Origin of the sequence: Microcoleus sp. S13_C5 (assembly GCF_036700845.1) — a bacterium.
In the GTDB taxonomy this organism is placed as follows: Bacteria; Cyanobacteriota; Cyanobacteriia; order Cyanobacteriales; family Microcoleaceae; genus Microcoleus.
Genome location: NZ_JAUBPR010000024.1, coordinates 1 through 25,403 on the forward strand (window position 1 = coordinate 1; position 25,403 = coordinate 25,403).

General features: G+C 44.2%; 18 protein-coding genes. 5 read left to right on the plus strand and 13 right to left on the minus strand.

Annotation, left to right across the window (positions count from 1 at the left end; translation table 11 throughout):
* Positions 1 to 141 precede the first annotated feature (141 nt).
* From QUA04_RS09495 to psaK, 4 genes are all read right to left on the minus strand, one after another.
* Positions 142 to 984 carry a DUF928 domain-containing protein gene (locus QUA04_RS09495; RefSeq protein ID WP_333255988.1) on the minus strand — a complete coding sequence of 281 codons (843 nt, stop codon included), beginning with the start codon at positions 982 to 984 and terminating at the stop codon, positions 142 to 144.
* 38 nt (positions 985 to 1,022) lie between these two features.
* Entirely contained in the window at positions 1,023 to 3,050 is a 2,028-nt protein-coding gene (locus QUA04_RS09500) for an adenylate/guanylate cyclase domain-containing protein (RefSeq protein WP_333255991.1), read from the minus strand.
* Positions 3,051 to 3,054: 4 nt separating this feature from the next.
* The gene (locus QUA04_RS09505; RefSeq protein WP_333255993.1) at positions 3,055 to 4,251 is read right to left on the minus strand and encodes a site-2 protease family protein; all 1,197 of its coding nucleotides are present in this window, start codon (positions 4,249 to 4,251) and stop codon (positions 3,055 to 3,057) included.
* Between the two features lie 80 nt (positions 4,252 to 4,331).
* Entirely contained in the window at positions 4,332 to 4,616 is a 285-nt protein-coding gene (gene psaK / locus QUA04_RS09510) for a photosystem I reaction center subunit PsaK (protein ID WP_333255995.1), read from the minus strand.
* A 133-nt stretch (positions 4,617 to 4,749) separates the two neighbouring features.
* Between psaK and QUA04_RS09515 the strand changes: the two genes are divergently transcribed.
* Positions 4,750 to 5,397 carry a phosphoribosylanthranilate isomerase gene (locus QUA04_RS09515; RefSeq protein WP_333255997.1) on the plus strand — a complete coding sequence of 216 codons (648 nt, stop codon included), beginning with the start codon at positions 4,750 to 4,752 and terminating at the stop codon, positions 5,395 to 5,397.
* 133 nt (positions 5,398 to 5,530) lie between these two features.
* Here the strand turns inward: QUA04_RS09515 and QUA04_RS09520 are convergent, their stop codons facing one another.
* Entirely contained in the window at positions 5,531 to 5,845 is a 315-nt protein-coding gene (locus QUA04_RS09520; protein WP_333255999.1) for an acylphosphatase, read from the minus strand.
* Positions 5,846 to 5,904: 59 nt separating this feature from the next.
* Between QUA04_RS09520 and QUA04_RS09525 the strand changes: the two genes are divergently transcribed.
* Both QUA04_RS09525 and QUA04_RS09530 read left to right on the plus strand, forming a co-directional pair.
* Positions 5,905 to 6,480 carry a CPBP family glutamic-type intramembrane protease gene (locus QUA04_RS09525; protein WP_333256001.1) on the plus strand — a complete coding sequence of 192 codons (576 nt, stop codon included), beginning with the start codon at positions 5,905 to 5,907 and terminating at the stop codon, positions 6,478 to 6,480.
* A 45-nt stretch (positions 6,481 to 6,525) separates the two neighbouring features.
* Entirely contained in the window at positions 6,526 to 7,827 is a 1,302-nt protein-coding gene (locus tag QUA04_RS09530; protein WP_333256003.1) for a HEAT repeat domain-containing protein, read from the plus strand.
* Positions 7,828 to 8,143: 316 nt separating this feature from the next.
* Here QUA04_RS09530 and QUA04_RS09535 read toward each other — a convergent pair whose 3' ends face one another.
* Both QUA04_RS09535 and QUA04_RS09540 read right to left on the minus strand, forming a co-directional pair.
* A complete protein-coding gene (locus QUA04_RS09535; RefSeq protein WP_445242306.1) occupies positions 8,144 to 10,240 on the minus strand; it encodes a BamA/TamA family outer membrane protein in 2,097 nt (698 codons plus the stop codon).
* 107 nt (positions 10,241 to 10,347) lie between these two features.
* The gene (locus QUA04_RS09540; RefSeq protein ID WP_006634481.1) at positions 10,348 to 10,548 is read right to left on the minus strand and encodes a hypothetical protein; all 201 of its coding nucleotides are present in this window, start codon (positions 10,546 to 10,548) and stop codon (positions 10,348 to 10,350) included.
* A 158-nt stretch (positions 10,549 to 10,706) separates the two neighbouring features.
* Here QUA04_RS09540 and QUA04_RS09545 point away from each other — a divergent pair, with 158 nt between their 5' ends.
* Together QUA04_RS09545 and QUA04_RS09550 are read left to right on the plus strand one after the other, a co-directional pair.
* The gene (locus QUA04_RS09545) at positions 10,707 to 11,537 is read left to right on the plus strand and encodes an alpha/beta hydrolase (protein WP_333256007.1); all 831 of its coding nucleotides are present in this window, start codon (positions 10,707 to 10,709) and stop codon (positions 11,535 to 11,537) included.
* 129 nt (positions 11,538 to 11,666) lie between these two features.
* Entirely contained in the window at positions 11,667 to 13,148 is a 1,482-nt protein-coding gene (locus tag QUA04_RS09550; protein ID WP_445242307.1) for an ATP-binding protein, read from the plus strand.
* A 121-nt stretch (positions 13,149 to 13,269) separates the two neighbouring features.
* On the opposite strand, the gene QUA04_RS09555 is transcribed toward QUA04_RS09550, so the two are convergent.
* The 6 genes from QUA04_RS09555 to QUA04_RS09580 all read right to left on the minus strand — a co-directional run bounded on the left by QUA04_RS09555 (position 13,270) and on the right by QUA04_RS09580 (position 25,258).
* Entirely contained in the window at positions 13,270 to 13,623 is a 354-nt protein-coding gene (locus tag QUA04_RS09555) for a slr1659 superfamily regulator (protein ID WP_333256012.1), read from the minus strand.
* A gap of 66 nt (positions 13,624 to 13,689) precedes the next feature.
* Entirely contained in the window at positions 13,690 to 14,298 is a 609-nt protein-coding gene (locus QUA04_RS09560) for a DUF6272 family protein (protein WP_333256014.1), read from the minus strand.
* A 31-nt stretch (positions 14,299 to 14,329) separates the two neighbouring features.
* A complete protein-coding gene (locus tag QUA04_RS09565) occupies positions 14,330 to 15,565 on the minus strand; it encodes an adenylate/guanylate cyclase domain-containing protein (RefSeq protein ID WP_333256016.1) in 1,236 nt (411 codons plus the stop codon).
* Between the two features lie 156 nt (positions 15,566 to 15,721).
* The gene (locus tag QUA04_RS09570) at positions 15,722 to 21,172 is read right to left on the minus strand and encodes an AAA family ATPase (RefSeq protein WP_333256018.1); all 5,451 of its coding nucleotides are present in this window, start codon (positions 21,170 to 21,172) and stop codon (positions 15,722 to 15,724) included.
* Positions 21,173 to 21,425: 253 nt separating this feature from the next.
* Positions 21,426 to 22,964 (minus strand): hypothetical protein, encoded by a 1,539-nt coding sequence (locus tag QUA04_RS09575; protein ID WP_333256020.1) that lies wholly within the window; start codon positions 22,962 to 22,964, stop codon positions 21,426 to 21,428.
* Between the two features lie 167 nt (positions 22,965 to 23,131).
* Complete coding sequence (locus tag QUA04_RS09580) at positions 23,132 to 25,258, minus strand: SpoIIE family protein phosphatase (protein ID WP_333256022.1); 2,127 nt, start codon at positions 25,256 to 25,258, stop codon at positions 23,132 to 23,134.
* Positions 25,259 to 25,403 lie beyond the last annotated feature (145 nt).

The window sequence follows — 25,403 nt, forward strand, 5'->3', positions numbered from 1 at the left end:
AGTTCAACGGAAAAACTTTGGGGTTCCCACTTTTCACAACTGATAAAAAAATTCCACCCACATCTGCGGAATGTGGGTTAAAACTTTTCTAGCCCGTTGTTGTAACGCCGCCAGAAAAGTTAAATTTAAATGCAGTACAGCTTATGGTTGTGGCGTAGTTGGAACGATCGGCTCTTTGGCAATTTTGCCCAATGTCACTGACTCTAGCAAGCTTTCCCAATCAGCAGCTAATTCTGCATCGTTAGGATTGGCTTGGCGAGCCGCAGCTAGGGTGCTGAGGGCATCTAGCCAAATCCCATTTTCAGCATAAATAACGGTTTTCTGGCGCGGATCTGCCTGATCTAATTGACGGCGGATATCTGCACTGATTTCAACTCGCCGTACAGTACCGCTTTCGATCTGATCGCTCGATCTGTCTTGAGAGTCGCAAATCACTGTAAAATTCCAAGTGTAACTTTTGCCTACTTCCAAGGGCGGCAGATTTTGGTTAGCGGGGATACTAACCCCGATCACCCCTGATAAATTGCTAATTGTGACATCCTGTTTATAAATCTGGTTGCCGCTTTCATCGTTTAGGGTAAATTCGGCTAATTCTGCCTCTGTTTGAGGCAAGTAGAAAAAGAAAGTTGGATAGTCGGAAACAGTCCGTCCGATCTTATTTTTAGGCACTAAGGCTGTGAGACTTAGCTGACTAATGCTCGCGCAGCCACCGCGTATAGGCCGTCTCGGTTGAGTGGGGGGGCGCTCATCTATATCTTCACGGGGCTGAATGAAGCGCGGCCCTCCCGGTTCAGTGCCTGGCTTGCCATCTGTGCTTGGAGTCGGCGGACCGAAGCGCGGCCCTCCCGATTCAGTGCCTGGCTTGCCCGACTCCCTTGGTATTGGCTGTCCCAGACCTGCCAATGGGCAACCGTTAAATGCTCCTATTAAGAATATGGAACCAAATGCGAGCAAATTTAGCCAAAAATTAGTCATTTTTTTCATAGTAGTTCCCTGAATTTTTAAAGTTATTTTGTCTCTTTTTACTTTCCCGATCTTGCTTCTCCCAAGACGCGGTAGACATTAACTTTTTGTTCCCTGCCTTTTAGTGGTAAAGCTCCCCAAGATTCTACTTCAAATTTGTCTGCCAGATGCAGAAAGGTTTCTTCTGCAATCAATATCCGGCAAGTGTCCTCTTGCCGATCCTTTTCGCAGCTTTCGAGCCGAGAGGCAATATTTACGCTGTCGCCGATCACTCCATATTCTAAACGGGTTGAGCCTCCCAGACTACCCACCATCACAGGCCCTGTAAAGATGCCTACTCGCATTTTTGCGGACGGCAAACCCCGATCGAGCCAATTTTGATTCATTTGTGGCAAGCGGGAACTGATGGCTAGAGCGCAAGATACGGCGCAGCGAGCATCTTCTGCTATTTCTTCGGGAGTTGTGCGGGGAATGGGTACGCCAAATACTGCCAGCATTCCATCTCCGGTAAATTTATTAATCACGCCTTGATGTCCTTGGACTTCTTGGGCCATTGCTGATAAATACTCATTTAACCAACTCATTACTACTTCTGGCGGTAGTTTTTCGCAGATTGTACTAAAACCCTGCAAGTCGGTGAGGACGATAGTAGCAGTAACTTTTTGCCCTGGCAATAACCCTGATTCGAGCAGATGGACGCGCTCTTTCCACAGGGCATTTGCGATCGCGGGTGAAGTTTGTTGTCCTAATAATTTCATCACAATCCCTTCCTGTTGCCTCGACTGCTCGTACTTATAGGTGACTGCGACTCCTGCGGTGATTAAAAGGGCCAGGGCTGGAGTGATTACAGGTATCCACCCCTGTTGCATGAAAAGGAAAAAGGTGAATCCGAATAATGAGCCGCAAGCTGCGATCGCACTTCCCATCAAATTCAGGGATTTTTCTAGCCGCCAAGCTAAACAGCCGCCCACTGCACTCCAAACAGCGATCCAGAGAATTTCTTGCCATTCGTCCCAATACCAAAATAGCCCTTTGCCGTCTAAAGCTGCACTGAGAATTTGGCTGGTGGCAGTGGCGTGAATTAATACCCCAGGCATCAGGCGGTTTCCGCTGGCAGTAGCGCTGTAAGGGCTGGAGAATAAATCTTTGACAGTTCGGGCTGTAACGCCTATTAGCACTATTTTACCCTTCACCAATTTAGGATCAACTTTTTGCTCCAAAACTTGAGTTAGTGTCACGCTCTTTGCTATATTTTCAGCAGAGCGGTAATTGAGTAAGACTTGATAGCCTTGGGCATTAATGTTTTGATAACCTCCTGAGTCCGATTGCAATTTTGCAAATACTGTTTTATTAGCCTGAATCTCTTGTTTTTTTGTCAATTGAGAATCTATTTTTTGGCTATCCAAATATGCAAAAGCTAGCCGCATTGAAAATGAAGTAAGTGTGGTTTTACCATCGCCAGCAAACATCAAATTTCGACGCACTCTACCATCAGGATCGAGGACTAAATCGTTAAATCCTATCCGTTCTTTTTGTATATTGGGAGGTGGGGGAGCTCGATCGTACTCTGAGTTGCCGATAAAGGTAATGGGAAATACTTTGGGGTTTTTAAGTTGAGTTGCTAATTCTGCATTTCCCGGTTCGTAGGGAGTCGTGCGAATTATATCTATGCCAATAGCTATGGGTTCAAGACGAGCTATTTCTGCGATCGCTTTTGCTAAAGTGCGATCGGAAATTGGCCATTTTTCAAAATTATTAATATCCTGCTCTGTGACTTCAACTATCAGCAACCTGGGGTCAGGGTCCTGATCGGGTCGCAACTGCACCATGAGGTCGTAAGCATTTAATTCTAGTGGCTGCAATCCGCCTAAATGCCGCACTCCCAATAAAGTTCCGGTCACGACAATCCAGATAATAGCAAGAGGTTGCAAGTCAGCGAAGGGGAAGGAATGAGTTAAGTTTTTCCAGCTCCACCCTCTCTCCTTCAACTGACGATGAAATTGATGAAATAATTTGGGCATATTAATAATTGTTGGTTTCAACAATCTAACATTGGCGCGCTCGTAAATGCCCCTTACTGATGCCAAAATTTTAGTTTTCTTGTGCGGTTTTGGCGATCGCACTTAATTTCAATCCCTGCGGATAGCTGTTTTCTTCTTTGCTGCGTTTGATGTCGGCTTCGGAAATCTGGGGTTTGAGGTATTTTGCTAAAACTTTAACCACGTCACCCCGATCAATCGTCCCCGCTACTGAACCAATAGGCGAGAGGACGATGATTCGGGGGAGTTGACGGGCTTCCATGCTGTTAATTACTTCTGCGATGGATGCTTTTTCGGAGACTGTGGGGGTTTTTCCCAGGGGTTTCAAAATGTTGTGCAAAGTCTGAACTTGCCATTGACTGCGTTCTGTGAAGCGGATATCGTCGATCGACACTAAGCCCAAATCCCGGCCGTTGGTCGCAGCAATATAAAATGGAAACGGATTGACTTCTAACAAATATCGATCGGCAAATTCTCGCAGAGTCAAATCTGCATCTACAACTCGAAACTCGCGGCTCATCGCATCGCTGGCTTTAATTTTGAGCAGGGCTTCTTGCAGTGAAGTCAATCTGCTATAAGCAGTGGCATTGCGAATGCCAAACCAGCCGATCAGCGCAATCCACAAGCCGCCGTACTCGCGCGCTAACAAGCATAAACTTAGACCCAAAGCAACACCCAGCCAACCTAAAACTTGTCCTGTTTTTGCCGCCCAGCGAACGCCGGCAAATCGAGAGCCGGTGATTTTCCAAATTGCTGCTTTTAAAACTTGTCCTCCATCCAAAGGCAGACCGGGAATTAAGTTAAATAATCCCAAAACGAGATTGATTAGTGCTACCCTTTCGGTGACAATTGCTAGCAAACTTTGAGGGGGAAGAACTTGAGCACCCAAACCGAGGATTAAAAACAGCGCAAAGCTGACTAAAGGGCCGGCAATGGCTACTTGAAAAGCTTGACCGGGAGTTTTTGATTCCGAGTCGATCGAAGCTACTCCGCCAAATAAGAATAAGGTAATAGAATTAACTTTAATGCCTTGCGATATCGCCGCCAAGCTGTGTCCGAGTTCGTGCAAGAGCACGGAAGCAAACAGCAGCAGAGCTATTGCCAACCCCGCACTCCAGGAGAGCGCAGGCCCCCACACGCGGTAACTGGTGGCGTATTCGCGGGTTGCTAAGGCTAAAATTATAAACCACGAATAATCTATAACTAGGGGGATGCCAAATAAAGAGCCGATTCGCCAACCTGTCTGCATGAAGTTTCCTGGGAAAGGAGAGGAAGAAAGAGTTTCTATTATATCTTTTCTACCCCTTGCCTTTGCCTTTCCCCTGATTTTTACAGAACTCCGGCGTTACCCAAGCCCAAGATTACTCCGGCTCCGAGCAAGTGGCCGAAGCTGGCTGTTGCCAGCAATTCTGGTACGCCAAAGCCTTTGAACATTCCAGGGAGTGCAACGGGTAAAGCTGGGCCCTTGCCTCGGTTTCGCTTGTCTATGCCGTAGTAGCCGATCGTGATCGCCAGCAAATTACATAAAATCATTGTCAGTCCTACCAGTGGAGACCACTCCGGTGTTGAGGGAGCGGTAGATTGTACGGCTAACAGCAAAGATGAGTTGATCACGTTCTTATCTCCTGATTTCACAGATCAATTGATTTCCAAGATTATAAAAAGCGTTTTGCATTAAACTAAGATTTGTTTTAATAGTTAACAATTCGTTTATATTTTGATACAAATTCGGAAGCGAGGAGTCGGAGTGCGGGTTAAAATTTGCGGAATCACTAAATTAGACCAAGGAATTGCGATCGCCCGCTTGGGAGCCCAAGCTTTGGGGTTTATCTGTGTGCCTGCTTCCCCGCGCTATGTCAGCCCAGAAACAATTCGCCTGATTGTCGAGCAGTTGCCGGAAAATGTCGATCGCATCGGCGTTTTTGCAAACACCACAATAGAAAATATCTGTCAAGTAGCGGCAGAGTCAAATTTAAGCGGGGTGCAGTTGCATGGAGATGAAACAGCGGAATATTGCGATCGACTGCGGCAGTTTTTGCCGGGAATTGAAATTATCAAAGCCCTGAGAGTTAAGACTCCTGAAACTCTAGAGACGGCGGCTATTTATGCTGTTCGTGTCGATACTTTACTGCTGGATGCTTACCATCCAGAGCAATTGGGCGGTACTGGTAAAACGATCGACTGGATGATGTTATCAGAGTTTAGACCGCAGTGTCCTTGGCTGCTGGCGGGCGGTTTAACACCCGATAATATTTTAAATGCAATTGATAGCGCGATCGGCAATAACTTCAGCGGTGTTGACCTTTCTAGCGGCGTAGAAATAGCGCCGGGAGATAAAGATTTGACCAAAGTTGCTCAGTTGTTTGCTAATTTAAGTCAACTTGCTCATCATTGATAAATTGGCAATACCAAATTGGCGTTTTGTATGCGATTCATTCTTTAGTCAGCGTGAGCGAAGCCTGCCTTATACAAGGCAGACCTCGTTTCTACAGTAGCAATTTCAACCGCAGATTATTCCCTTTATTGTTTTATCGGCGGATCTCAAAAGTACGCGCGGCGGAGCTATCTTGAAGGGAATCACCCTCCGGGTCTTCGTATTCCAAAACCAACTCACTCACCCTAGCACCCGTGGGGCCGCGGCGGCACCAACTAATCATTCCTTCAACAGCTTTTTTAGATCCTTCAAAGACAGCCTCGACGCGCCCATCGGGGAGATTTCTTACCCAGCCGCTGAGGCCGAAATACTTTGCTTGATTCCTCGTTGAATATCGGTATCCTACTCCTTGAACTAATCCCGAAACAAAAACGCGGACTCTGACGGACGGCAATGATTGGTTTTGCATAATAAACGGCTCAGCTTACTGCTAACATCTGTTTGAAAATTTTAAGGATCAGTTTGATTATGTTAAATTTTAGTGCGATTCCCTTCGGGATAGCTCCGCTTCACGCGCTGCCGGGATTCCTGATACGTCGCGTCACCCTGGCTTTTTCAACTATTCCCGATTTCACTGATTGGCTGGTTGCAGCTATGCTCGCGCTGGTTTACACTTTGATCGCTCTTTCCGTGGGTTTCTGGTCGGGATTTCTAAAAGTAGACGTGCAAACCTCTCGGCGTACAATTGTGGGAGTGCTCATTGGCTGTTTGTTAAGTCCGGGCATCACCGAGGAATTATTGTTCCGGGTGTTAATGCTGCCACACCCGTTCGAGAACGCTTCTGGGTTAATCCTGTGGTTTTGGGGATGCGCGAGTTTGGCGATTTTTGTAGTTTACCACCCGCTGAACGCACTGACTTTTTACCCGGTTGGTCGAGCGACCTTTATGAATCCAGTGTTTTTGCTACTGGCGGCAATTTTGGGAGTTGCGTGTTCCCTCGCATACCTGCAAAGCGGTTCTATCTGGCCTGCGGTGGCGGTTCACTGGCTCGCAGTGACAGCCTGGCTGTTGCTACTGGGCGGTTACAGGAGGCTATATGGTTAAATGTAAAAAGTCCAGCATCACTATTTTGTCGGGAGGATCTCAGTTGTGGGTATCATAGGAGCGATCGTAGGTTTTTTGGCAGGGGTAGCAGTTGCTTACTGGTTGTATGAAAAGCGCTTAAACAAGCAAAAACAAGAATACTTACAGCAAACTCGCAGAATTAGTGAGGAAATAGAATTAGCTCAGATGTCTCGGGTGCAACAAGCTGTCGAATCTCAGCAAGGAGAACGGGAAAATCAGCTTAGAAAAGCTACTATCGAACATGAAAATTTACTCAGACAAGTTACTACCCAATACGAAAACCAGCTCAAACAAGTTGCGGCTCAATATGAAAATCAGCTCCAACAACTTCAGGCCGAACGCGACAGTCAGATCCCACAAGTTGCCAGCGTAGACGAGCATGAGCTGCGGCGACAAATCAGCGAGGAATTAGAAGCCGCTAACAATGCTAGGATGCAGCAAAATATCCAATCTTTGCAAGCAGAACACGAACATCATTTACTCAGAGTTGCTGACGAATTGCATCTAAATTATCAAGCTCAGATGGAGCAACATTTGCAAAACTTGCAAAATGAACACGAAATTCGCTTGAGGCAAACTGCTGAAGAATATGAGAACCGCGAGGTTGAGATGCAGTTAAATATGGAGGCTTTGCAAGAGCAATACGAGAGTCAGTTGCAAGCGGCTCACGAGCAGTTGAGAGCTCACGAAGCTCAGATGCAAGCTACTATCAGATCTTTGCAAGAGCAGTACGAGAGTAATGTACAACAACAAGAAGTCCCGGAGCAGCAGTTCAGTCAGTTAAATTCAACAGAATTTGCCGAAGGTTTATCACAAGAAGAAGTTTGGCAGGAACTCTCAAGTGAGTTAAATCAAACAGAAGTTGAAGAAGAGTTAAATTACACAGATTTTTCGGAACCACAACCAATTGATTTACCTCAACCCGAAGTCGAACAACAGCCTCCAATTACCAGACAAGCACCTAGCTATTCCCTACCGCAGTTGATGGGATGTGTTCAAAGTCAGGACAAAGAAACCCGCAAGTTTGCCGCGTCTGCTTTAGGTAAAATGGCTGCTGCTAATGCTCTGAGAGCCGAAGGTCAGCGAGCAATAGAAACCTTGGGAAAATTAGCTCAAGATATTCACCCGGAGGTGCGCGAAGCTGCTGTGGAAGCACTAGCAATGATTAAGTCTGAAAAAGTGATTCCGCTGCTACAAAAAGCTTTGCGAGATATAGATAGCGGTGTGGCTAAATCGGCAAGTGCTGCACTCAATAAGTTTAAGTTTTATCCGCGCACTCCGCCGGCTAAGCCGAAAATTATTGATGTGAAGAAACCAAAGCGTTAAGCATTTACGAGCATAAATAAATATAGCAATTGTCAATTGCCTACAACAAAGTAGGGATACAACATTGTTGTGTCCTTACCGAGGTGCTATATTTCACTCGATTTCGATTACTACCGCAAACTGTGGAGGTTGGGTTTAGGAAAGAAATCAAACTCAATTATTCGATCGACAACTCGCCCAATCAGACGCAGCAATCACCGACACCCCGCCAGCCGAGGCCGATAGGTTTGATGATGCCCTGCTAAAGGCTTTGGCGGCAATTGAGTCGCGCAAAATCTGTTTAAGATTGTGGTTTAACTGATCTGTTGCACTATTCTTAAAATCGCTGCTTTGTACCGAGTACAAATTTGATGTCGCCGGAGTCGCTAACACCCATATCTAAGCGAATTAATCCAAAGGACGATCGCACCCTCACACCCACCCCAACACCCGCCCCAGTCCCCGGTTTATCCCTGACTACCGCCGGTTTTCCGAGTACACTATCTCCCGTTCCCAAATCCGACGCAAAATCAACAAATATCACGCCGCCGACATCCTGACCGACAGGAAACCGATATTCACCCGAAGCCAAAAAATAACTCCGGCCACTGCCAATATCCCCGCTATCGTAAGTCCGCACAGAATTGCGGCCGCCGAGGCGAAAAGCTTCCGTTGGTGGCAAATCCCCGATTACCGTGCCCGCTTGCAAGTTAAAAGCCAGCATTTCGGGTAAAGCTTCGGACTTGCTGATGCCCAACAAAGTTAATGGCACATACTGTATATAATTCGCTAACAGCCTGTTACTCACAATGTTACCTCGCCCCAGAGGTATCGACTGCTCGGTGCTGAGGCTGAGAATCGAGCCGATCGTGGGGTTGAAGGGATTGTCCCGCCGATCGAGGATCGCACCAAAAGAAACAGTGTATAACTCGTCAACGCCGCTGCCGCTGAATGTGAGAGGATTGCCGAGTTCGTCGCGGCGGGCGATATTTAAGTTGCGATCGCGCGTACTGATGTTTGTATAATTCAGTCCCAAAGTCGATTGCCAATCGCCCAAAGGTCTGGTAAACCTCAGATTTCCCCCCATCCGAATTTCCCGAACTCGGTCCCCGTTGGGCAAATCAATATCTTTGTTGAAAATTTCCGATATTCTGCGATCGCCAAAAGCTCTCACACTGTATCCCAAACGGTCTTCGGCGGCAAGGTAAGGGCTGACAAACTGGACATCGTACTGGATACCTCGGAGGCTGGGCTGAAGTTCCACCGCCAGTCGCTGTGGGTTTGTGCCGAAAGTTCGATCGGTATATGAAAGAGGAACAGCAACGCCAATATCATCACTAAGACTGGCACTCACGCTAAAAGAGCGAGCCGATCGCTCTTGAACGTTGTAGATTACATTAACATCCGTGCCAACTTCTTCAATGGAAACCGTCACTTTGTCAAACAATCCCAATTGCTGCAACTGCTGCAAATCCGATCGTACAACTTGCCGGCTGTAGTTATCCCCCGCCTTGAGTTTGAGCTCACCTCGGATAAAATCTTCCGAAATTCTGCCCTCAACCGGATTCCCTTTTTTATCAACAGCTTCACCTCTGGAATTGACAAAGCGAATTTTCACCTCAGCAACGTAAACGCCTTCAGCATTGCTTGCTTGAGTGATTTGTAGAGTACCGTCTAGCTGTCGGGCGTTGAGGTTGACTGCTTCGGGGATTTTGGCTTGTGCCGCGATCGTCGCCGGAGTTTTTAACAGAGATGTAAAATCTTTATTGTGGCTGGACTTAAGTGATATCAATTCCGGTTGCACCGTCAGGTGATTGTTGACTGTTGACTGTTGACTGTTGACTGTTGAAGGAGGGGTGGAAAAACTCAATGGTTGAGTGTTAACTGTTGACTCGATTTTATTATTTTGATGCAACCGGAAACGATATGAGGGCGATTCCCTAGGGGATAGCTGCGTCGCGCGTACTTCTGGAGAAGCTGCGAGCTCATCGGATGTCGGCAAATCCTGCACAGTTGGACTCACCTCATCCGATTGGTAACTATTTAAGACTGGAACCGATAACAAATGTCGCTTGTCATCTAGTCTAGATCCCCCTAAATCCCCCTTAAGAAGACCCAATTTGAGCATATTTTTTGTCCCCCCCTTATTAAGGGGGGTTAGGGGGGATCTAGACTTCGCTACAAACAAGAGAGACGGTGGGTTTAACGTTAAGTTATCACCAATGACCTCATCCTCCCTCTGCGCCCTCTGTGCCTGTGCAGTTCCCTCTCTAAACTCTGCCTCAGTCGGTGCGGCACTCGGATCGATCGCCCGCGCTGCCAATTCGCCGCCAGCCAGCGCAGCCAAAGTCAAAAATGCAATTATCGGAATTCGCATAGAGATTAAATTTAAAGCACACCCAACGCATATTACCCAAAACCGGGCCCCCTGCATAATTAGCCGAAAAGAAACCCGGTATTTTTGAGGCTACCGGGTTTCTGGGATGCTGAAATGTGGGAAAGTTCGATCGCGGGCGATCGTAATGACCCCGAAAAATTTGTTTAAATAGCTTGGCGAGAAACTCGTTTCTCAAAATGAGCCTGAGTCTGCTGCAACAGTTGTTCGCGACTATCCTTAGCGGTGGTAATGGTAGGGAGCAAGTTGCGAGCTTGTAAAGTCATGTGAAGCTGTAGGTGTGCTACGTACTCACTGACATCTTCGCGAAGAGAGCAAGCCGGGTACTGTTTTAAAGTAGAGTTCAAAGTGTTCTCCTGCTTTGGGTTTGTAGTATTTTCTAATAATCATAGAGAATATCATGGTCTATTTCTAACTGTGTACTCCGTAATGAAGTTTAACCTTTGGACTGCTTTTTTGTTACAATTATTTACAAAGATTTCTTACCTATCAGGAGTCGATCCCTATGCAGTCTCAAGCACTTGTAGGACAAAAGCACACATTAAGTACATTTGTCAATAGCACCACCCAAATAGCCGCCTACCTCGACATCGGGTGCGGCAGACCCTTATTGATGCTGCACGGTTTCTTAGGGGAAAAGACTTGCTGGCTGCCATTAATTGAGTTATTGAAATCTCAGTTTCGGTGCATCAGTTTAGATATGTTAGGTTTTGGAGAATCCAGCAAACCAGAAATCCGCTACGACGTAGCTGTAGAAGTTGCTTTTGTCCGGCAAGTTGTAGAACAACTAAATATCGAACCCTGCTGCATCATCGGACATTCTTTTGGCGGTTGGGTAGCATCTGCATATTCCCTCAAATATCCTAATTCTGTTAGCAGTTTAGTGTTAGCAGCACCAGCCGGAATTCGGGACGACAGTTTTTGCGGTCAATACGATGCTTTTCGGCCGCTGCTGTGGGAAACCCCAGCCGTTGATTGGGCCTTGCAGTTGGCAAAACCTTTTGCGAGTTTAGCGGGAAAAAGTGAGAAATTGCAACAAATTTCCGCGTGGCGCAGGGAGTTAATGTCTCAACCAGTAGCAAGGTCATTTTTAATGAGCCGGATGCGGCCAGAAGATGCAGTTGATACAGTAGAAAAAGAAATTCACAAATTGCAAATTCCTACCTTAGTCATCGCAGCAGAGAGTGACGAAACAATTCCTCTATGGCACTGTGAAACCTACGCTAATGAGATACCGGGGGCAGAGTTAGCAATTATTCCCAATGCTGCTCATGGGTTGCCGCAAACTCAAGCTCAAATTATGGCGAAGTTGACTTGTAAATTTTTGAATAGTTAAGAAAAACTGTGCAAGAAGCCGAATCCTAAAAATTGTGATATGCGACCAATTGCAAATAATTGTGTTTTAGTATACTACTTTATTAGGAAATACAGAATATATTGATTAGTGTATTGTACACTTATTTTTATGGCTCTTAAATCTTGTGTCAGCAGGAGCTACAGACATTTAGTTGAGTCGGGAGTATTACCAATGGCAGCACTGAGCAACTACTTTAATCTGGAACAAATTACGACAGCCAGAAAAATTAGTGCTGCGGTAATTAATATCAGCGGCCGCCAGCGAATGCTTTCCCAACGAACGGCTTTTTTTTGCATGAGGTTAGTTTGCTCTCAGAATGGGGTAGAAAGAGGCAAACTGCGGGGAAATTTGTTAGAGGCGATCGAGCTTATGGAAAAATCGCACCGCGACTTAATTAATATTGGCAGCAGCGTCAACTTAGTGAGTCCCCCTTCAGCAACCCTCAAGGCAATGTATTTTGAGCCGCCACTGTACTTAGACAAACAAGTGCGCGCATATATCGATCGCATAAAAGCATTGCTGCAAGTTCCCGATGCGGAACTCATGCTGGAAAATCCCCATTTGCTGTACATTATCGAAGCAGCGGGCGGCGACTTGCTAGAAGCTTTCGATGCCGTGGTGAGTCAATACCAGCAAGAAAGCGAAATAGAACAATTTGAAATCGACCTCAAACAGGTTGAACTTTATCAAGAAAGTTGTGCTGCTACCGCGAAAGCAGAAGCTCAAGCTGCCGAGCTCGATCGCGCACTTTGCGAACTAAAACAAACTCAAGCTCAACTCCTCCACAGCGAAAAAATGTCTTCGCTGGGGGCGCTAATGGCTAGTATCGTCCACGAAATTAATAACCCAGTTAGTTTTATTTACGGCAACTTGAGCCATGCCGCAATTTATACTCAAGATTTGTTGCACCTGTTGTGTCTCTATCAAGAATGCTATCCCAATCCCTGTCCCGAAATCACAGCTAAAATCGAAGAGATAGATCTTGATTTTCTAGTTGAAGACTTGCCTAAAGTTATCTCTTCCATGCAAATGGGTTCCAATCGCATTCGCGAAATCGTCAAATCTATGGGCAACTTTTCGCGAACCGATAACAGTAACATGACCATGTGCGATTTGCATGACAGCATTGACAGCACCGTGTTAATTTTGCGAAACCGTCTCAATTCTCAAATAGACCGTCGCGACATTCAAGTAGTTAAAAATTATGGAAAATTGCCTCCTGTAGAGTGTTATTCAGGACAGCTAAATCAAGTATTTATGAATCTAATTACCAACGCGATCGATGCTTTGGACGAGGTATCACAAAATCAGCCCTATGCTGCGCTAAAAATTTCGATCACCACAGAATTAGCTGGGCCAGATCACGTGAGAGTGCGGATTGCTGACACGGGAACCGGAATGACACCACAGATAAAAGAGCGAATGTTCGAGCAGTTTTTCACCACTAAGGAAATTGGTAAAGGTACCGGTTTAGGATTGTCTATTGTCTACAAAATCTTAGTAGAAAATCACCGAGGATCGCTTCGGTGCGAGTCGGAGCCCTGCAAGGGAACCGAGTTTATCATTGAACTGCCGATCCAGCAAGCTTAAGCAATTTACTAATCATCCAAATTTATCTCTGTTAACTGTGGCATCGGCGTCCCGCCTGTATTAACTGTGTGTGGCACGGGCGTCTCGCCTGTGTTAACTGGAGTTAAAATTTACACATATCCTACGCTAATTCGAGCTTCAAAGTTGGCAACAGCTTTTCTAAATTTCTGAGAGATTTCTGTTGCCAAGGAATATCATTTGAACCCAATACGAAAAGTTGAATCGTTTTCTTTTTCCGGACGCTAATGACAAATTTAGACAGCATACTGATACCAGAACTGTTAACAAATTCCAATTCTTTTAGGTTCAAGGTAATAGTAGGGGGTCCGGGATTGGCGACCTCATCTAACAATTCGACTATTGGTGCATACTCTGCCGGGCCGCTCAGGCTGAGTTCGCCATGGAAAGTGACTGTGACTGATTCTGGATCGTACAGAATGCTGTAATCTTCACCTTTAATTTCTTGAATGCCCATTGTGATTTTGTTTCCTGAATAAAATATTGCGATCGCACAAGAGAGTAAATATTGAAAGGCTAGAAACTAGACCCTAATTTGAACCACAGTCGTAACAATGATGGTATCACTATCTGGTCTGCGATCGAATTTCCAACCTATCTTAGCTGAATAGTCATTAATCATCGTCAGCAATCCCAATCCCGAGGTATCGCTTTCCGATTCCGCATTCTTTTCAAGCTGCTGCAAATAAAGTTCATTGGGATCGGAATCCAGAATTTCTTCAATAAACTCCTTCAACTTCTTCGCCCCTTGTGAATTGACACTATTACTGGCAAAAATTACCGCAGTCACCTCTATTTCCCCAATAAAATGTATGCCAAACCTGACCTTGTAAATGGTATCATCGTTATTAAATTTTATCGCATTTTCTAACAGTTCGTTTGCTACGTAGCTCACAGCTCCCTTGCTTTCTTTTATCCGTTTCTCGCTGCTAGCATCCTCCTCATCCACCGGTAGAAAGCTAGACAAATAATCGGCTACAAAATGAGCTGAAAGCCTGTTGTTGCGCCAGCGCTGTTTGATGGGGCGAGAGCTGGGTGTAAATGTAAGTTCTAGGGAGTCGTGTTCAGGAGGAAATTCTTCAATGAATTCTCCAAAGATTTGTGTCATTGTTTTTAAGCTTCCAGATGTCATGATTTTTCTGCCTCTAATTGATGTATTAATGTCACTTCTGGGTGAATTTCCACACGCCATTCCAGTTAGCAGGAATACTATTTTCTAACAGCGATTGGATGCGTTTTATGTAAAGTTGGCTGGGCTTGTCATCTGGATTTAGCGCTACTATCTGTTCAAAACAAACTATGGCCTTAGCAAAATTTCCCTGACAATATTCTTGGAGTCCCTCCTCAAATATAGGCAAAGTTTGAATTTTGAGCGATCGCACTGGTTCTACTTCAACATCTAACACCTCACAAACTGTAATGGCTTCTTGTCTACCTTTGACAATAGCCCGATCCAAAAAACGGATATGATACTTTTCGGGTTGACTCAAACGTTGTACCACATCTCCAGAAATTAATAAAGATACGCCATAATACTTAGTCAAACCTTCCAGACGAGCGGTGAGATTGACATGATCTGAGAGCGCATCTGCTTGCATCCGATTCGCATCTCCAATAATCCCAACCATCGTATCACCCACATGGATACCAATGCCAATCTTCAGCGGTCTCTCCCCATTTATTTTACGGCTTTGATTGTATTTCTGCAACTGCTGCAACTTCACAATTCCTGCCTGAATAGCATCATCAACGCCATCAGGAAAAACTGCCATCACTCCATCTCCTATATACTTGACAATAAAACCGTTGTGCTTACGAATTTCGGGACTAATTCGCTGTAAATAGTTATTGATGAAGTCAAAGTTTTCTTGAGGAGTCATTTGCTCCGCCATCGTGGTGAACGAACGCATATCGGAAAACATAATTGCCATCTCTTTGCTCACGTGATCTCCAAGCTGGAAATCAACCATGCTCTGCTTGCCGAGAAATTGGAGAAATTCATCGGGAACGAAACGTCCGTAAGCCTGCAAAAGTTTCTCTAATTCTTGTTCGCGCGCTTTCACCGTTTGCACCATATGAGAAAATACCTGTGCCAGTTCTCCCAGTGCATCACTGCGCGCTGCCACATCTGACAATATCTGGGGTTGAAAGCTGTTGTTTTTTACAGCAATAGCTGCATCTATAACCTTTTTTACCTGCTCGATGTAAGTCTGCATCTCTCGGTTTTTATGACGGATCTGGTTTTCCAGATCCGTGGAGTGTTGCGTGATAATTTCTACTAAGGTTTCATAGCTATTTTTTTCATCCTCGACTTCCGCAAGTTTTTCGCTCAACTCCTGTAGCTGGGTATAGAGTTCTTCGGGAGATTTAGATGGTGCTAAATTTATTTGTGGTTTCATAATTTAAACTCCCGAATCGGGAAGCGCAAAATTGTTTTACTCGCTCGCTGTAAAATATTAGAACTTACACACGTGGAACTCGAAATCCTGTTTCTGCTTCGATGCTTGACAATTAAATCCAAGATTCGTCGTAGCAACTGGGTTGACGACCGTCACTCATAAATTATGCACAATATTTCCCTGTTGCTTCAATACTAGCAAAGTAATGTCATCAAATACCTTTTGTTTTCCAATAAATTTTCGCAAATCATCGATGGTGGCTTCCTTGATTTGTTCGGCGCTCAAATGCCAGTTTTGAGAAACCACTTCACAGAGTCTTTCGATACCGTAGAATTTTTTGTGCATATTTCTAGCTTCGGGGATGCCGTCAGTATAAAGCACCACGCCGTCCCCCGGCTCTAAGTCTACTAAAACATGGCTAATCCAATCGGAAATATCCTCATCTAAGCCGATAGGGAATCCTAAATCCATCATATTAATACGCTCAATTTTACCGCCTTTTCTGACTACAAGAGTTTCCTCGTGTTGACCGCTAATACTAACTTTACTGTCTGCGTAATTAAGGAGGGCTAGACTCAGGTTTTTGTCCGAGTTCATCCGCTGGATATTTTTATAAATAGTGCGATTGAGGGTATCTAAAAAGCGAACCGGGTCTATTTCTTGAACTTCTTTCAAAGCGCGAACAGCAGCTTGAGTCATTACCATCAAAATCCCGCTTTCTAGTCCGTGTCCGGTGACATCACCAATGCAGAGCGTAACCACCCCGTCAGTACAAAGTACGTCGTAGTAATCGCCACCAACTTCATCTGCTGGTTCCATAAACCCAGCGATATCTAACTCTGCAATTGCAGCTAATTCCGCAGGTTTGGGCAGAATTAACTGCTGCATTTGTTTGAGGATATCGAGTTCGGCACTCATCCGCAGATTTTCGGTTTTGAGGCGTTGGTTGAGGGCAGAAATTGCCTGATTCGCTTGGGCTAGTTGGGCTGTACGTTCTTCAACTTTATCTTCTAGAGTTTGATATAGCAGAGCATTCTCCAGCGAAATAGCTGCTTGGGAAGAGAGAATTTTTAAGACTTCCAATCTGTCAGGAGTAAATGCACCTGGGGCGAGACTATTTTCTAAGTACAAAATGCCGATCCCTTTACCTTGGTTAACTATGGGAGTACACAATACAGATTTAGGTTGGTGCTGAATAATGTAGGGGTCGGCCGCAAAGATATTTTCAGTAGCAATATCATTAATTACCAAGGTTTCTCTGGTACGCCAGACGTAGTTAATGGCAGTGAGGGGAAGATTTTGACTTTGAGAAAGGGGAATATTGGGCAAATAGCATCGCTCGTCTAAGCATTTAGCAACAATCGATAATTTGCCAGCTCGTTCTAAGATGATAGAACCTTTTGAGGCTCCCGCATTTTGGCTCAAAATTCGGATCAAAGTTGATAACAATTCCTCGACGTTTATTTCTCCAGATATGGCTTGAGAAGCTTTAATAACTGTTGCCAAATCGAGCATCTTGCCCATATTATTGCCAGTAGAGGTGAGGGTCCCGACTATAGTTTGATCGATGGTATCTCCCGCATACAAACTTGTTTTTTGTTCGAGAATCTGGCTGAGTAATTGGGGGTATTTTTGTTCTAAATCATGAATTTTTGCTTGAGTTCCCCAGCGAGCATAAGCGTAGTAAGCGTCGGTTAGATAGACGCGGGCAATTTTATCTTTGCCTAATGCAAGGTAGAATTTAGCTGCCAATTCGCCTGCTAGTGCTTCTTCTTGGAGGTATTGGTTTTCTTTTGCCGTAGCAATGGCGCGATCGTACAAATCCATTGCTTCCAGCCTGTGTCCCAATACTCGTGCTATTTCTGCGGCTACTAAGTCATACTTGTGCTGATAATTCATCGGTGCATGGAATGCCCAAGTTTGCATTTTTTCCTGATTAGCTGCAACTTGGTTCAAGTATTGTTCTTGAGCGATCGAATCAGCATCGGGATACAGTGCCACGAGGGCGAGGGAATGGTAAAAATTGTACTGGGGAACCATCATCAACGAGCCGACACCCGCGACATATTGCTCTGCTAGCTGGGCATTTTCCACAGCCCCATCGCGAGCGCCAAACAAATAATTCACAACCAATTTAGCAAAATAAACCCCAAAGATGGAAGAGACATTATTTGCTGCCAGCAAAACTGGTAACATTTCATCTTCATTAAAACTATCGCCAACTAACCGACAATTGTCCTCAGCTAATCCTTGTAAATTTAATGTAAGTTGTCGCCAGATTTTAGTATAATAAGTTTGATATTCTTGTTTGGAATTCAGCATTAGCTCTAGATACTGCTCGTATTTTTGATCTACAGAGCTTAAGTCTTCACCGCTAAAAAAGCTGTAGATGCAAAGATACATAGCCGAATAGCAAGCATACTCGATATCGCCAGTTTCTAAACCGCTTTGGACTGCTGATACCAAAGACGGTAGGCTCGATCGACTGGGTTCTTTCCAATGTCTCACGCAAGCATTGTACACCATCACAACTTTCGAGTGAAATTCTTGGGATGGGAATTTATCTAATACCTGCAAAGAGAGTTGACCGTATTGATACCCTAATTCAATTTCTCCGATTACTTCACAGATTAAACTGCAACAAGCATAGGCATAACTAGCCGGTGCAGAATTCCCATATTTGCTACAAATATGTGCCATTGTAAACACAACGGCTGGGTAAAGTTCTGGACTAGCTAGATAAGCGGCAGAAGCGATCGCACATAAAATCCTCAAAGCAGCAATTTTATAAGGATCATTGATTTCGGGCAAATTAGCTAAGGCAGAGATCTCTACTGTAGCGGGAAGTTCTGTTTCCAAAGAAACACCCAACATTCCCAAAGCTTGCAATCCAGTATCTACTGCCGATTTCATCTGATTTTGAGCAATATAAGACTGAATTTGCGCTTCGTAAACTCTGAATTGATCGAGGAGATTGTGCGCTCTTGATAGAACTATTTCCGCCAGTTGGTGCGACAAATCGAAATTGGTATTCAAATATTCGGCTTCAACCGCTTCTACATAAAGATCGATCGTCAAGTCGTATAAATTTGTCCAGCTATCCTCTGCTAGCAGGTTTCTGCCGATAGTTAAATAATCCACAGCAGCAGCATAAGCTGTAGAAGTTTTAGCTTTACGTCCCGCAATTAAATTCAAGGAAGCTAGTTTATTTTTTTCTGTGCGATCAACAATTAATTCCACTCCAATATTCAAGTGGTTGACAATATCAAATATCCGATCTTCTTTTTCATCTTCTGGGGTATTACTCAACAACAATCTGCCAATTTTTAGGTGAGTTGACTGTTTTGCCTCATCGGGAATCAAAGAATAAGAAGCTTGTTGAACGCGATCGTGCAAAAATTTGTAACTTGGTAATTGACAATCGGCAACAGCTAAGGGTGCAGACTCCCCATCATCTGCAAAAAATTTGTAAACTTCACTTTGCGGTAAAATTAGACCTTCTTGCAATGCTTTCCATAAATCAGCCGCAGTGTCTATTTGAGATTTTTCACAAACAACTGCTAAGGTTTCTAAATCAAATTGACTGCCAATACAAGCAGCTAGTTTTAAAATGTTTTGAGTAGTTAGCGGCAATTTTTGCAATTGATTCGCCATAAATTCGACGACATCATCGCTGACTGCCAATTCTCTAACTTTAGTAATATCGCACTGCCAACCACCCATTTCTCCCGCATCCAACGGGGTAATATCAAAATAAATTAACTTATCTTCCTGCAGCTTTTTGAGAAATTGATTGCTAAAAAAGGGATTGCCTTTAGTTTTTTGAAAGATCAATTCTGTTAAAGAAAGCGAGCGATACGGCGGACAACTTAAAGCATCAGCAACTAGACGATTTAAATCAATTTTTGAAAGTGGCGCGAGAGTAATTTGATTAATTATAGGGGCTGGGCGATCGATACTGCGATTTGGTAGATTGCGAATCTCTGATAAAGTCAGCATTAATGGATGAACGCTGGAAACTTCATTATCTCGATAAGCGCCAATTAGCAGCAAATGTTGACCTTCTGATTCGCCAAGCAACAATTGCATTAATTTCAGAGATGCGGAATCGGCCCATTGCAAATCATCTAAGAAGATCACTAAGGGGTGATTTTTGGTAGCAAAGACACGAATGAACTTTTGAAATAACAGATTGAAGCGATTTTGTGCAGGACTGGGTTCTAATTCCTCGACAGCAGGTTGCTTGCCAATCAGCAGTTCTAATTCTGGGATAACATCAATAATTACCTGAGCATTATCGCCTAAAGCGGACAAGATTTGGGCTTGCCACTGCTGAACTTGAGTAACACTTTCTGTCAGTAATTGCTGCAGGAAACCTTGCAAAGCTTGCACCCATGCTGAGAAGGGAATATCGCGCCTGAATTGGTCGAATTTCCCTTTGATAAAGTATCCCCGCTGCTGGACAATTGGCTTGTGAACTTCGTTAACCACAGCGGTTTTGCCAATCCCGGAAAAGCCTGCTACCAACATGATTTCGGTAGTAGCTGTACGGGGGACTTTCTGAGGCTCTCGGCTGCTACTAGGGGAAACCTCCAAATCGGCGGCTGCGGAATTTTCTTGGGGACAGGCGACGCGGTGGAAGGCTGCTAATAGGGCCAAAACTTCGGTTTCTCTGCCGTAAAGTTTTTCGGGAATGACAAAGCGTTCGGAAATGTCTCTGCTGCCTAATTCAAACAGTTGAATAGTGCCATGTTCTGAGTATTCTTTTAAGCATTTTTCTAAATCGTGTTTGATGCCACCAACTGTTTGATAGCGTGCTTCGGCTGTTTTTGCCATCAGTTTGAGCACTATGTCATTCAATACTTGGGGGATGGCAGGATTGAGGGCTATGGGGTGAATTGGCTGGCGAGCAATGTGAGAGTGAACCAATTCCATCGGCTCGTTAGATTGGAATGGCAATTGTCCTGTCAACAGTTCGTAAAAAGTTACTCCTAGCGAGTAAAAATCCGTGCGGTAGTCAATCCCACGATTCATTCTTCCAGTTTGTTCGGGAGACATATAAGCTAATGTCCCTTCTAAGATGTTGGGAGTTTTAATTTCTGGATTTTCTCTAGGTAAAAGCGAGGAAATACTAAAGTCTATTATTTTAACTTCTTGAGTTTTAGGGTTAATGATAATGTTCTGGGGTTTGATATCTTTGTGAATAACTTGGCTGTTATATATTGCTTCTAAACAAGAACAAATTTTAATAGCAATCTGTAAAAATTCTTCTAGGTTATTGGTAATTTTGTCCTTGAGGTAGCCAGCATCATTGCTGATGTATTCTGCTAGAGAAATTCCGCCAAAATCCTCCATCACTAAGGCAAAACCGTTCCGGTATACTTCCAGACTTAAGTGTTTGACAATACCGGAATTTTCAATATTTTTGGCAATGGTGTACTGATTGCGAAACTGCACAAGTTCGCTGAAAGTGGGATACTCAGATTTGAGCAGTTTGATGACGACTGGTTGATTGTCTGATTCAGAAAAACCTCGGTAAACGAAGGTTCTAGGGCCTGAGTAGAGTTGTTCGGTCGCCCGGTAGCCGGGAATTGAGATTAGGGTCATAGTTACTATAGTAGATGTTGAAGGAAGAGGGCAAAAATCGATGGCTCGATGCAATTGGGGGAAATGGTTTCAGCGATTCAGAACGTACTTACCACCGCTCAGGTTGCTAAATCCTAGTCAGCTTTTAGTTCAACGAATATAAAAAATTTTTCGGTCATTAGTGATTAGTTTACTACAGCCCGCAAGGTTTAGGGAAGATTTTACCAAAAAACAATGATCGAGCGCTAACCGATCGCGAATCACATCAATTTTGTTAAAAACCTTTGAAGCGCTTGCTTCGTAGGATCGATCGCCTGTTAAAGTCACATTTAGGATATTCCGGTTCCTGTTGATTAAATTCCGTACAAATTTCTTGGTAGATCGCTATTTTTTTATTGTCGGAAATAGAGTTAGGGAAATTTGCATTTGGGTTCTTGACTACTGGTGCGAATTGCGGATATAGTTCGTCTTGCTTGACTCGCGGCTGGTCGTAGAAAGCTTTGATGGCTGGTAGCGATCGCCGGGGTGGCGTACCGTTATCTAAATCTTCGCTAAACGCAATCCACAGTTTGGTATCAACGCTGCTCATGTAGTCGATAAACTTGACAGCATTAGCCTGACAATCTTGATTGTTACATCGAGAATAATTCACAGCTAAAGTATCAGCAAAAACCAATGGTTTAAGTTCCTTACCATAGGGAGCTGGTGTTGCAAAAAGAGGTAGCTTTTGCTTTTGGGTATCGGACAAGCGGATATAAAAAGAATTTTCCGAAAAGCCAATAAAGCTGCTGGCCCCTGCTAAAAAGTCCTGGTATCCCGCGTTGGGATCTTGATTATAGTAGTTGTTGACACAGCCATTTGTACCATTGACTGCACATTCAGCAGATATTTCTACTAAATTCTTCATTACCTGCGGATCGATCGGTTTCTCCAAAGCTTCTGTCACGTGATCAAACCCAAACAAGTCTGTATAGCCATCCAAATAAAAGCTGATCGCATTCCAGTCACTGTTAAAGTTGGCAATTAATCGCGGTTTTACGGGTGGTTTGTGAGATAAATAATTAATCAACTCCGGCAATGATTTAACTTGCAAAATATCGCGGTCTCGCCCGAATAAAAAATATGAGCACAGCCAAGTCGGAAAACCGTAGAGTTTATTCTTGTAAGTTGATGCTTCTAGACCTACTTGCCAAAACTTGGAAATTGATATTGCTTGGGAAGCTGGAAGAATCAAATGGTTATCGACTGCATCACCTAACATTAAGGTATCAAGTTCAACTAAATCAAATCCATTTTTACCCAGAATATACGGCAAATTGCTGTAGGTATAGGTGTCATATTCTAAAGCTTGAGTCATTACTGCATTGAGCAAAATCTGGGGATTTTTTTGTTGAAACTCATTGACAATCCGCTGTACCATCGGCTGAAAATTTGCTTCTGGTGTTGTCGGTAAATAGGGGTACAACAATACCGATAAAGTCTGCTGGGCTTGACCGGTGAAAGATAAATAGCGATCGGGACTATTGGGGGTAACGTTCAGATTGTCAACATTGTATCCCGTACACTCCACGCGAGCGATCGTTTGCGTCGAGAAATCCTGTGGGTTGAGTGCAATAGTTTTGCCGGGTGAGAGCAATATCCTCTGCATATTTTGCTTAACTGTGTTGCGAATACCACCCGAAGCATCACAAGTAATTGGCTGGTTAGTAGAATTGTGAACGGAAATCTGACCTGCATTAGCAACTCCGGGAAACAGAGTTATTACTGCGATAGTTAAGAAGATTGACAGTAGTCGAAAGATGCTGTTTGTCATTAATTTATAGAGCAGAATAGAGGTTTAATCACTAAGGCGGTAGAGCGAGCGTTTTATAAAATTTTATTCATACATCTTTTTAGATCAAACACAGCCGATAATACTAAATATCTTTTTTTAGAATAGCAGTGATGGGTGAATTAAGCAAGAAGGAAAACAGACAGGACTTAATTTTTTTTCTTTATAACCAGCAAAGTAAGGTCATCAAAAACCTTTTGTTCTCCAATAAACTCTCGCAAATTATCAATAGTAACTTCCTTAATTTGTTCAGCGCTCAAATGCCAGTTTTGAGAAACCACTTCACAGAGTCTTTCGATACCGTAAAATTTTTTGTGTATATTTCTAGCTTCGGGGATGCCGTCAGTATAAAGCACCACCCCGTCCCCAGGTTCTAAGTCTACTAAAACATGGCTAACCCAATCGGAAATATCCTCATCTAAGCCGATCGGAAATCCTAAATTCATGGTTTCTATCCGCTGGATTTGACCACCTTTTCTGACCACAATAGTTTCCTCATGCTGACCGCTGATACTAATTGTACAATCCGCATAGTTGAGCAAAGCTAGTGTCATATTTTTGTCGGAGTTCATGCGCTGGACATTTTTATAAATAGTGCGGTTGAGGGTATCTAAAAAACGCACCGGGTTGGATTCTTGCATTTCCTGAAGAGTGCGGACAGCAGCTTGAGTCATCACCATCAAAATGCCGCTTTCTAATCCGTGTCCGGTGACATCACCAATACAAATCGTGACAACCCCGTTAGTACAAAGTACGTCGTAGTAATCACCGCCTACTTCCGAGGCTGGCTCCATAAATCCGGCAATATCTAAATCTTCAAGCGCTGCGAGTTCTGCGGGTTTTGGCAGAATCAACTGCTGCATTTGTTTGAGCATATCGAGCTCGGAGCTCATGCGGAGGTTTTCCGCTTTCAGGCGCTGGTTGAGAGCGGCAATTTGTTTAGTGGCTGTGGCGAGTTCAGAGGTGCGTTCTTTGACTTTATCTTCTAGAGTTTCAAAGGATTCTTGCTGTTGTCTCGCCATGCTGTTAAAAGAATTTCTTAAGGTTTCAATTTCCCAAATCCGACTGGAATCAACATTCTGGTTAAGAGCACCACCTGCTAGATATTCTGAAGCTTGAGCAATTTGGTTCAGGGGACGAGTAATCCAGCTAGCGGTGAAAATACCCACTCCAACAGAGACAATGAGAGCCACAATACACAGCCAAATGGTCTGCCGAGTGTTAGCATAAATTTGCGCCATAAAGTCGGCTTCAGGAACTACTACTACAATCAGCCAATTGAGACCGTACTTGTCAGTTAGCGGAGAAACTTGGATAAATTGCCGCTCACCGTTTAGCTTAAAGTCAAGTTGAACAGTTTGATGGATGTCTTCCAAACGCTTGAAGCGATCGAGCAGATAAACCACACTTTGACGCATCAATAGGTTGCTGCTTTCCTGTGCTTTTATCCGCTTTGTATCTTTGCCTGTTCCCACCGAAAGAGGCTGTTCTTTAAGCGAAGTGGCTATTAACTCACCCTGGGGTTCAATGATAAATACTTGACCGGAATTACCCACGCGTAAGGTTTGCAGGAAGTGGCGAATTTGATCTAGTCCCATCTGGCAAGTCAGCACGCCAATTAGTTTCCCTTCGGCATCGTAATAGGGTAGACTCGCATTAATTTGCAGCGTACCGTAGCCAAAATTAATATAAACTTTACTCCAAGCTGCCTGTTTCTTCTCAACAGCTACTCTGTAAAAAGGGCGCGTGCGAACGTCATAATTGGGCGTGTTTTTTTCGATTGTTGTCGGGTTTCCATTCTCGTCAAGGTTGTAATATATCAAGTCGCCGCCCCCGGGAATCAGTTGCTGGGCAAGCTGAGGTTGTTCCAGTCCAACCATCCGATTTACCCAACCCACACGCAGGTACTGACCTTTTTCGTTGGCAATTCCCGCGTGACCGATCGACTTAAATTGCAGAACTTGTTTCCAAAAATATGGTCTAGCTTGCTCCAAATCGTCAAAGTTCAACACCCCCAAAGGTACAGCATCCTGATTGATCTGATTCACCAGTGGCGGAGCTTCCAAATAGGTTTGGACACGTTCGTAAACTCTCGCACTCACTTCCTGCCGCAACTGACTAACAATATCGTTGACTATCTGCTCTCCGTTTCTGTAAGAGAGATAGCCAACGCAGCCAACAGCAGCCAAAATTTGGAGAACAAAGGGAACTACCAAGACATTGCGGAGACGGAATTTGCCCGATCTGGAGACGATCGCACTTTTTTGAGAAACCATTGTTAAAAACACTCCCAGCGGGCAGTTTTTTGTTACAAGACTTGATAGTGGATATATTAAGAGCGACGGACAATGTTATCATATCAAAAACTCAACCAACATCAAAAAATCTGCCTTCATCAGCACTCATCTGCCTCCACCAGCG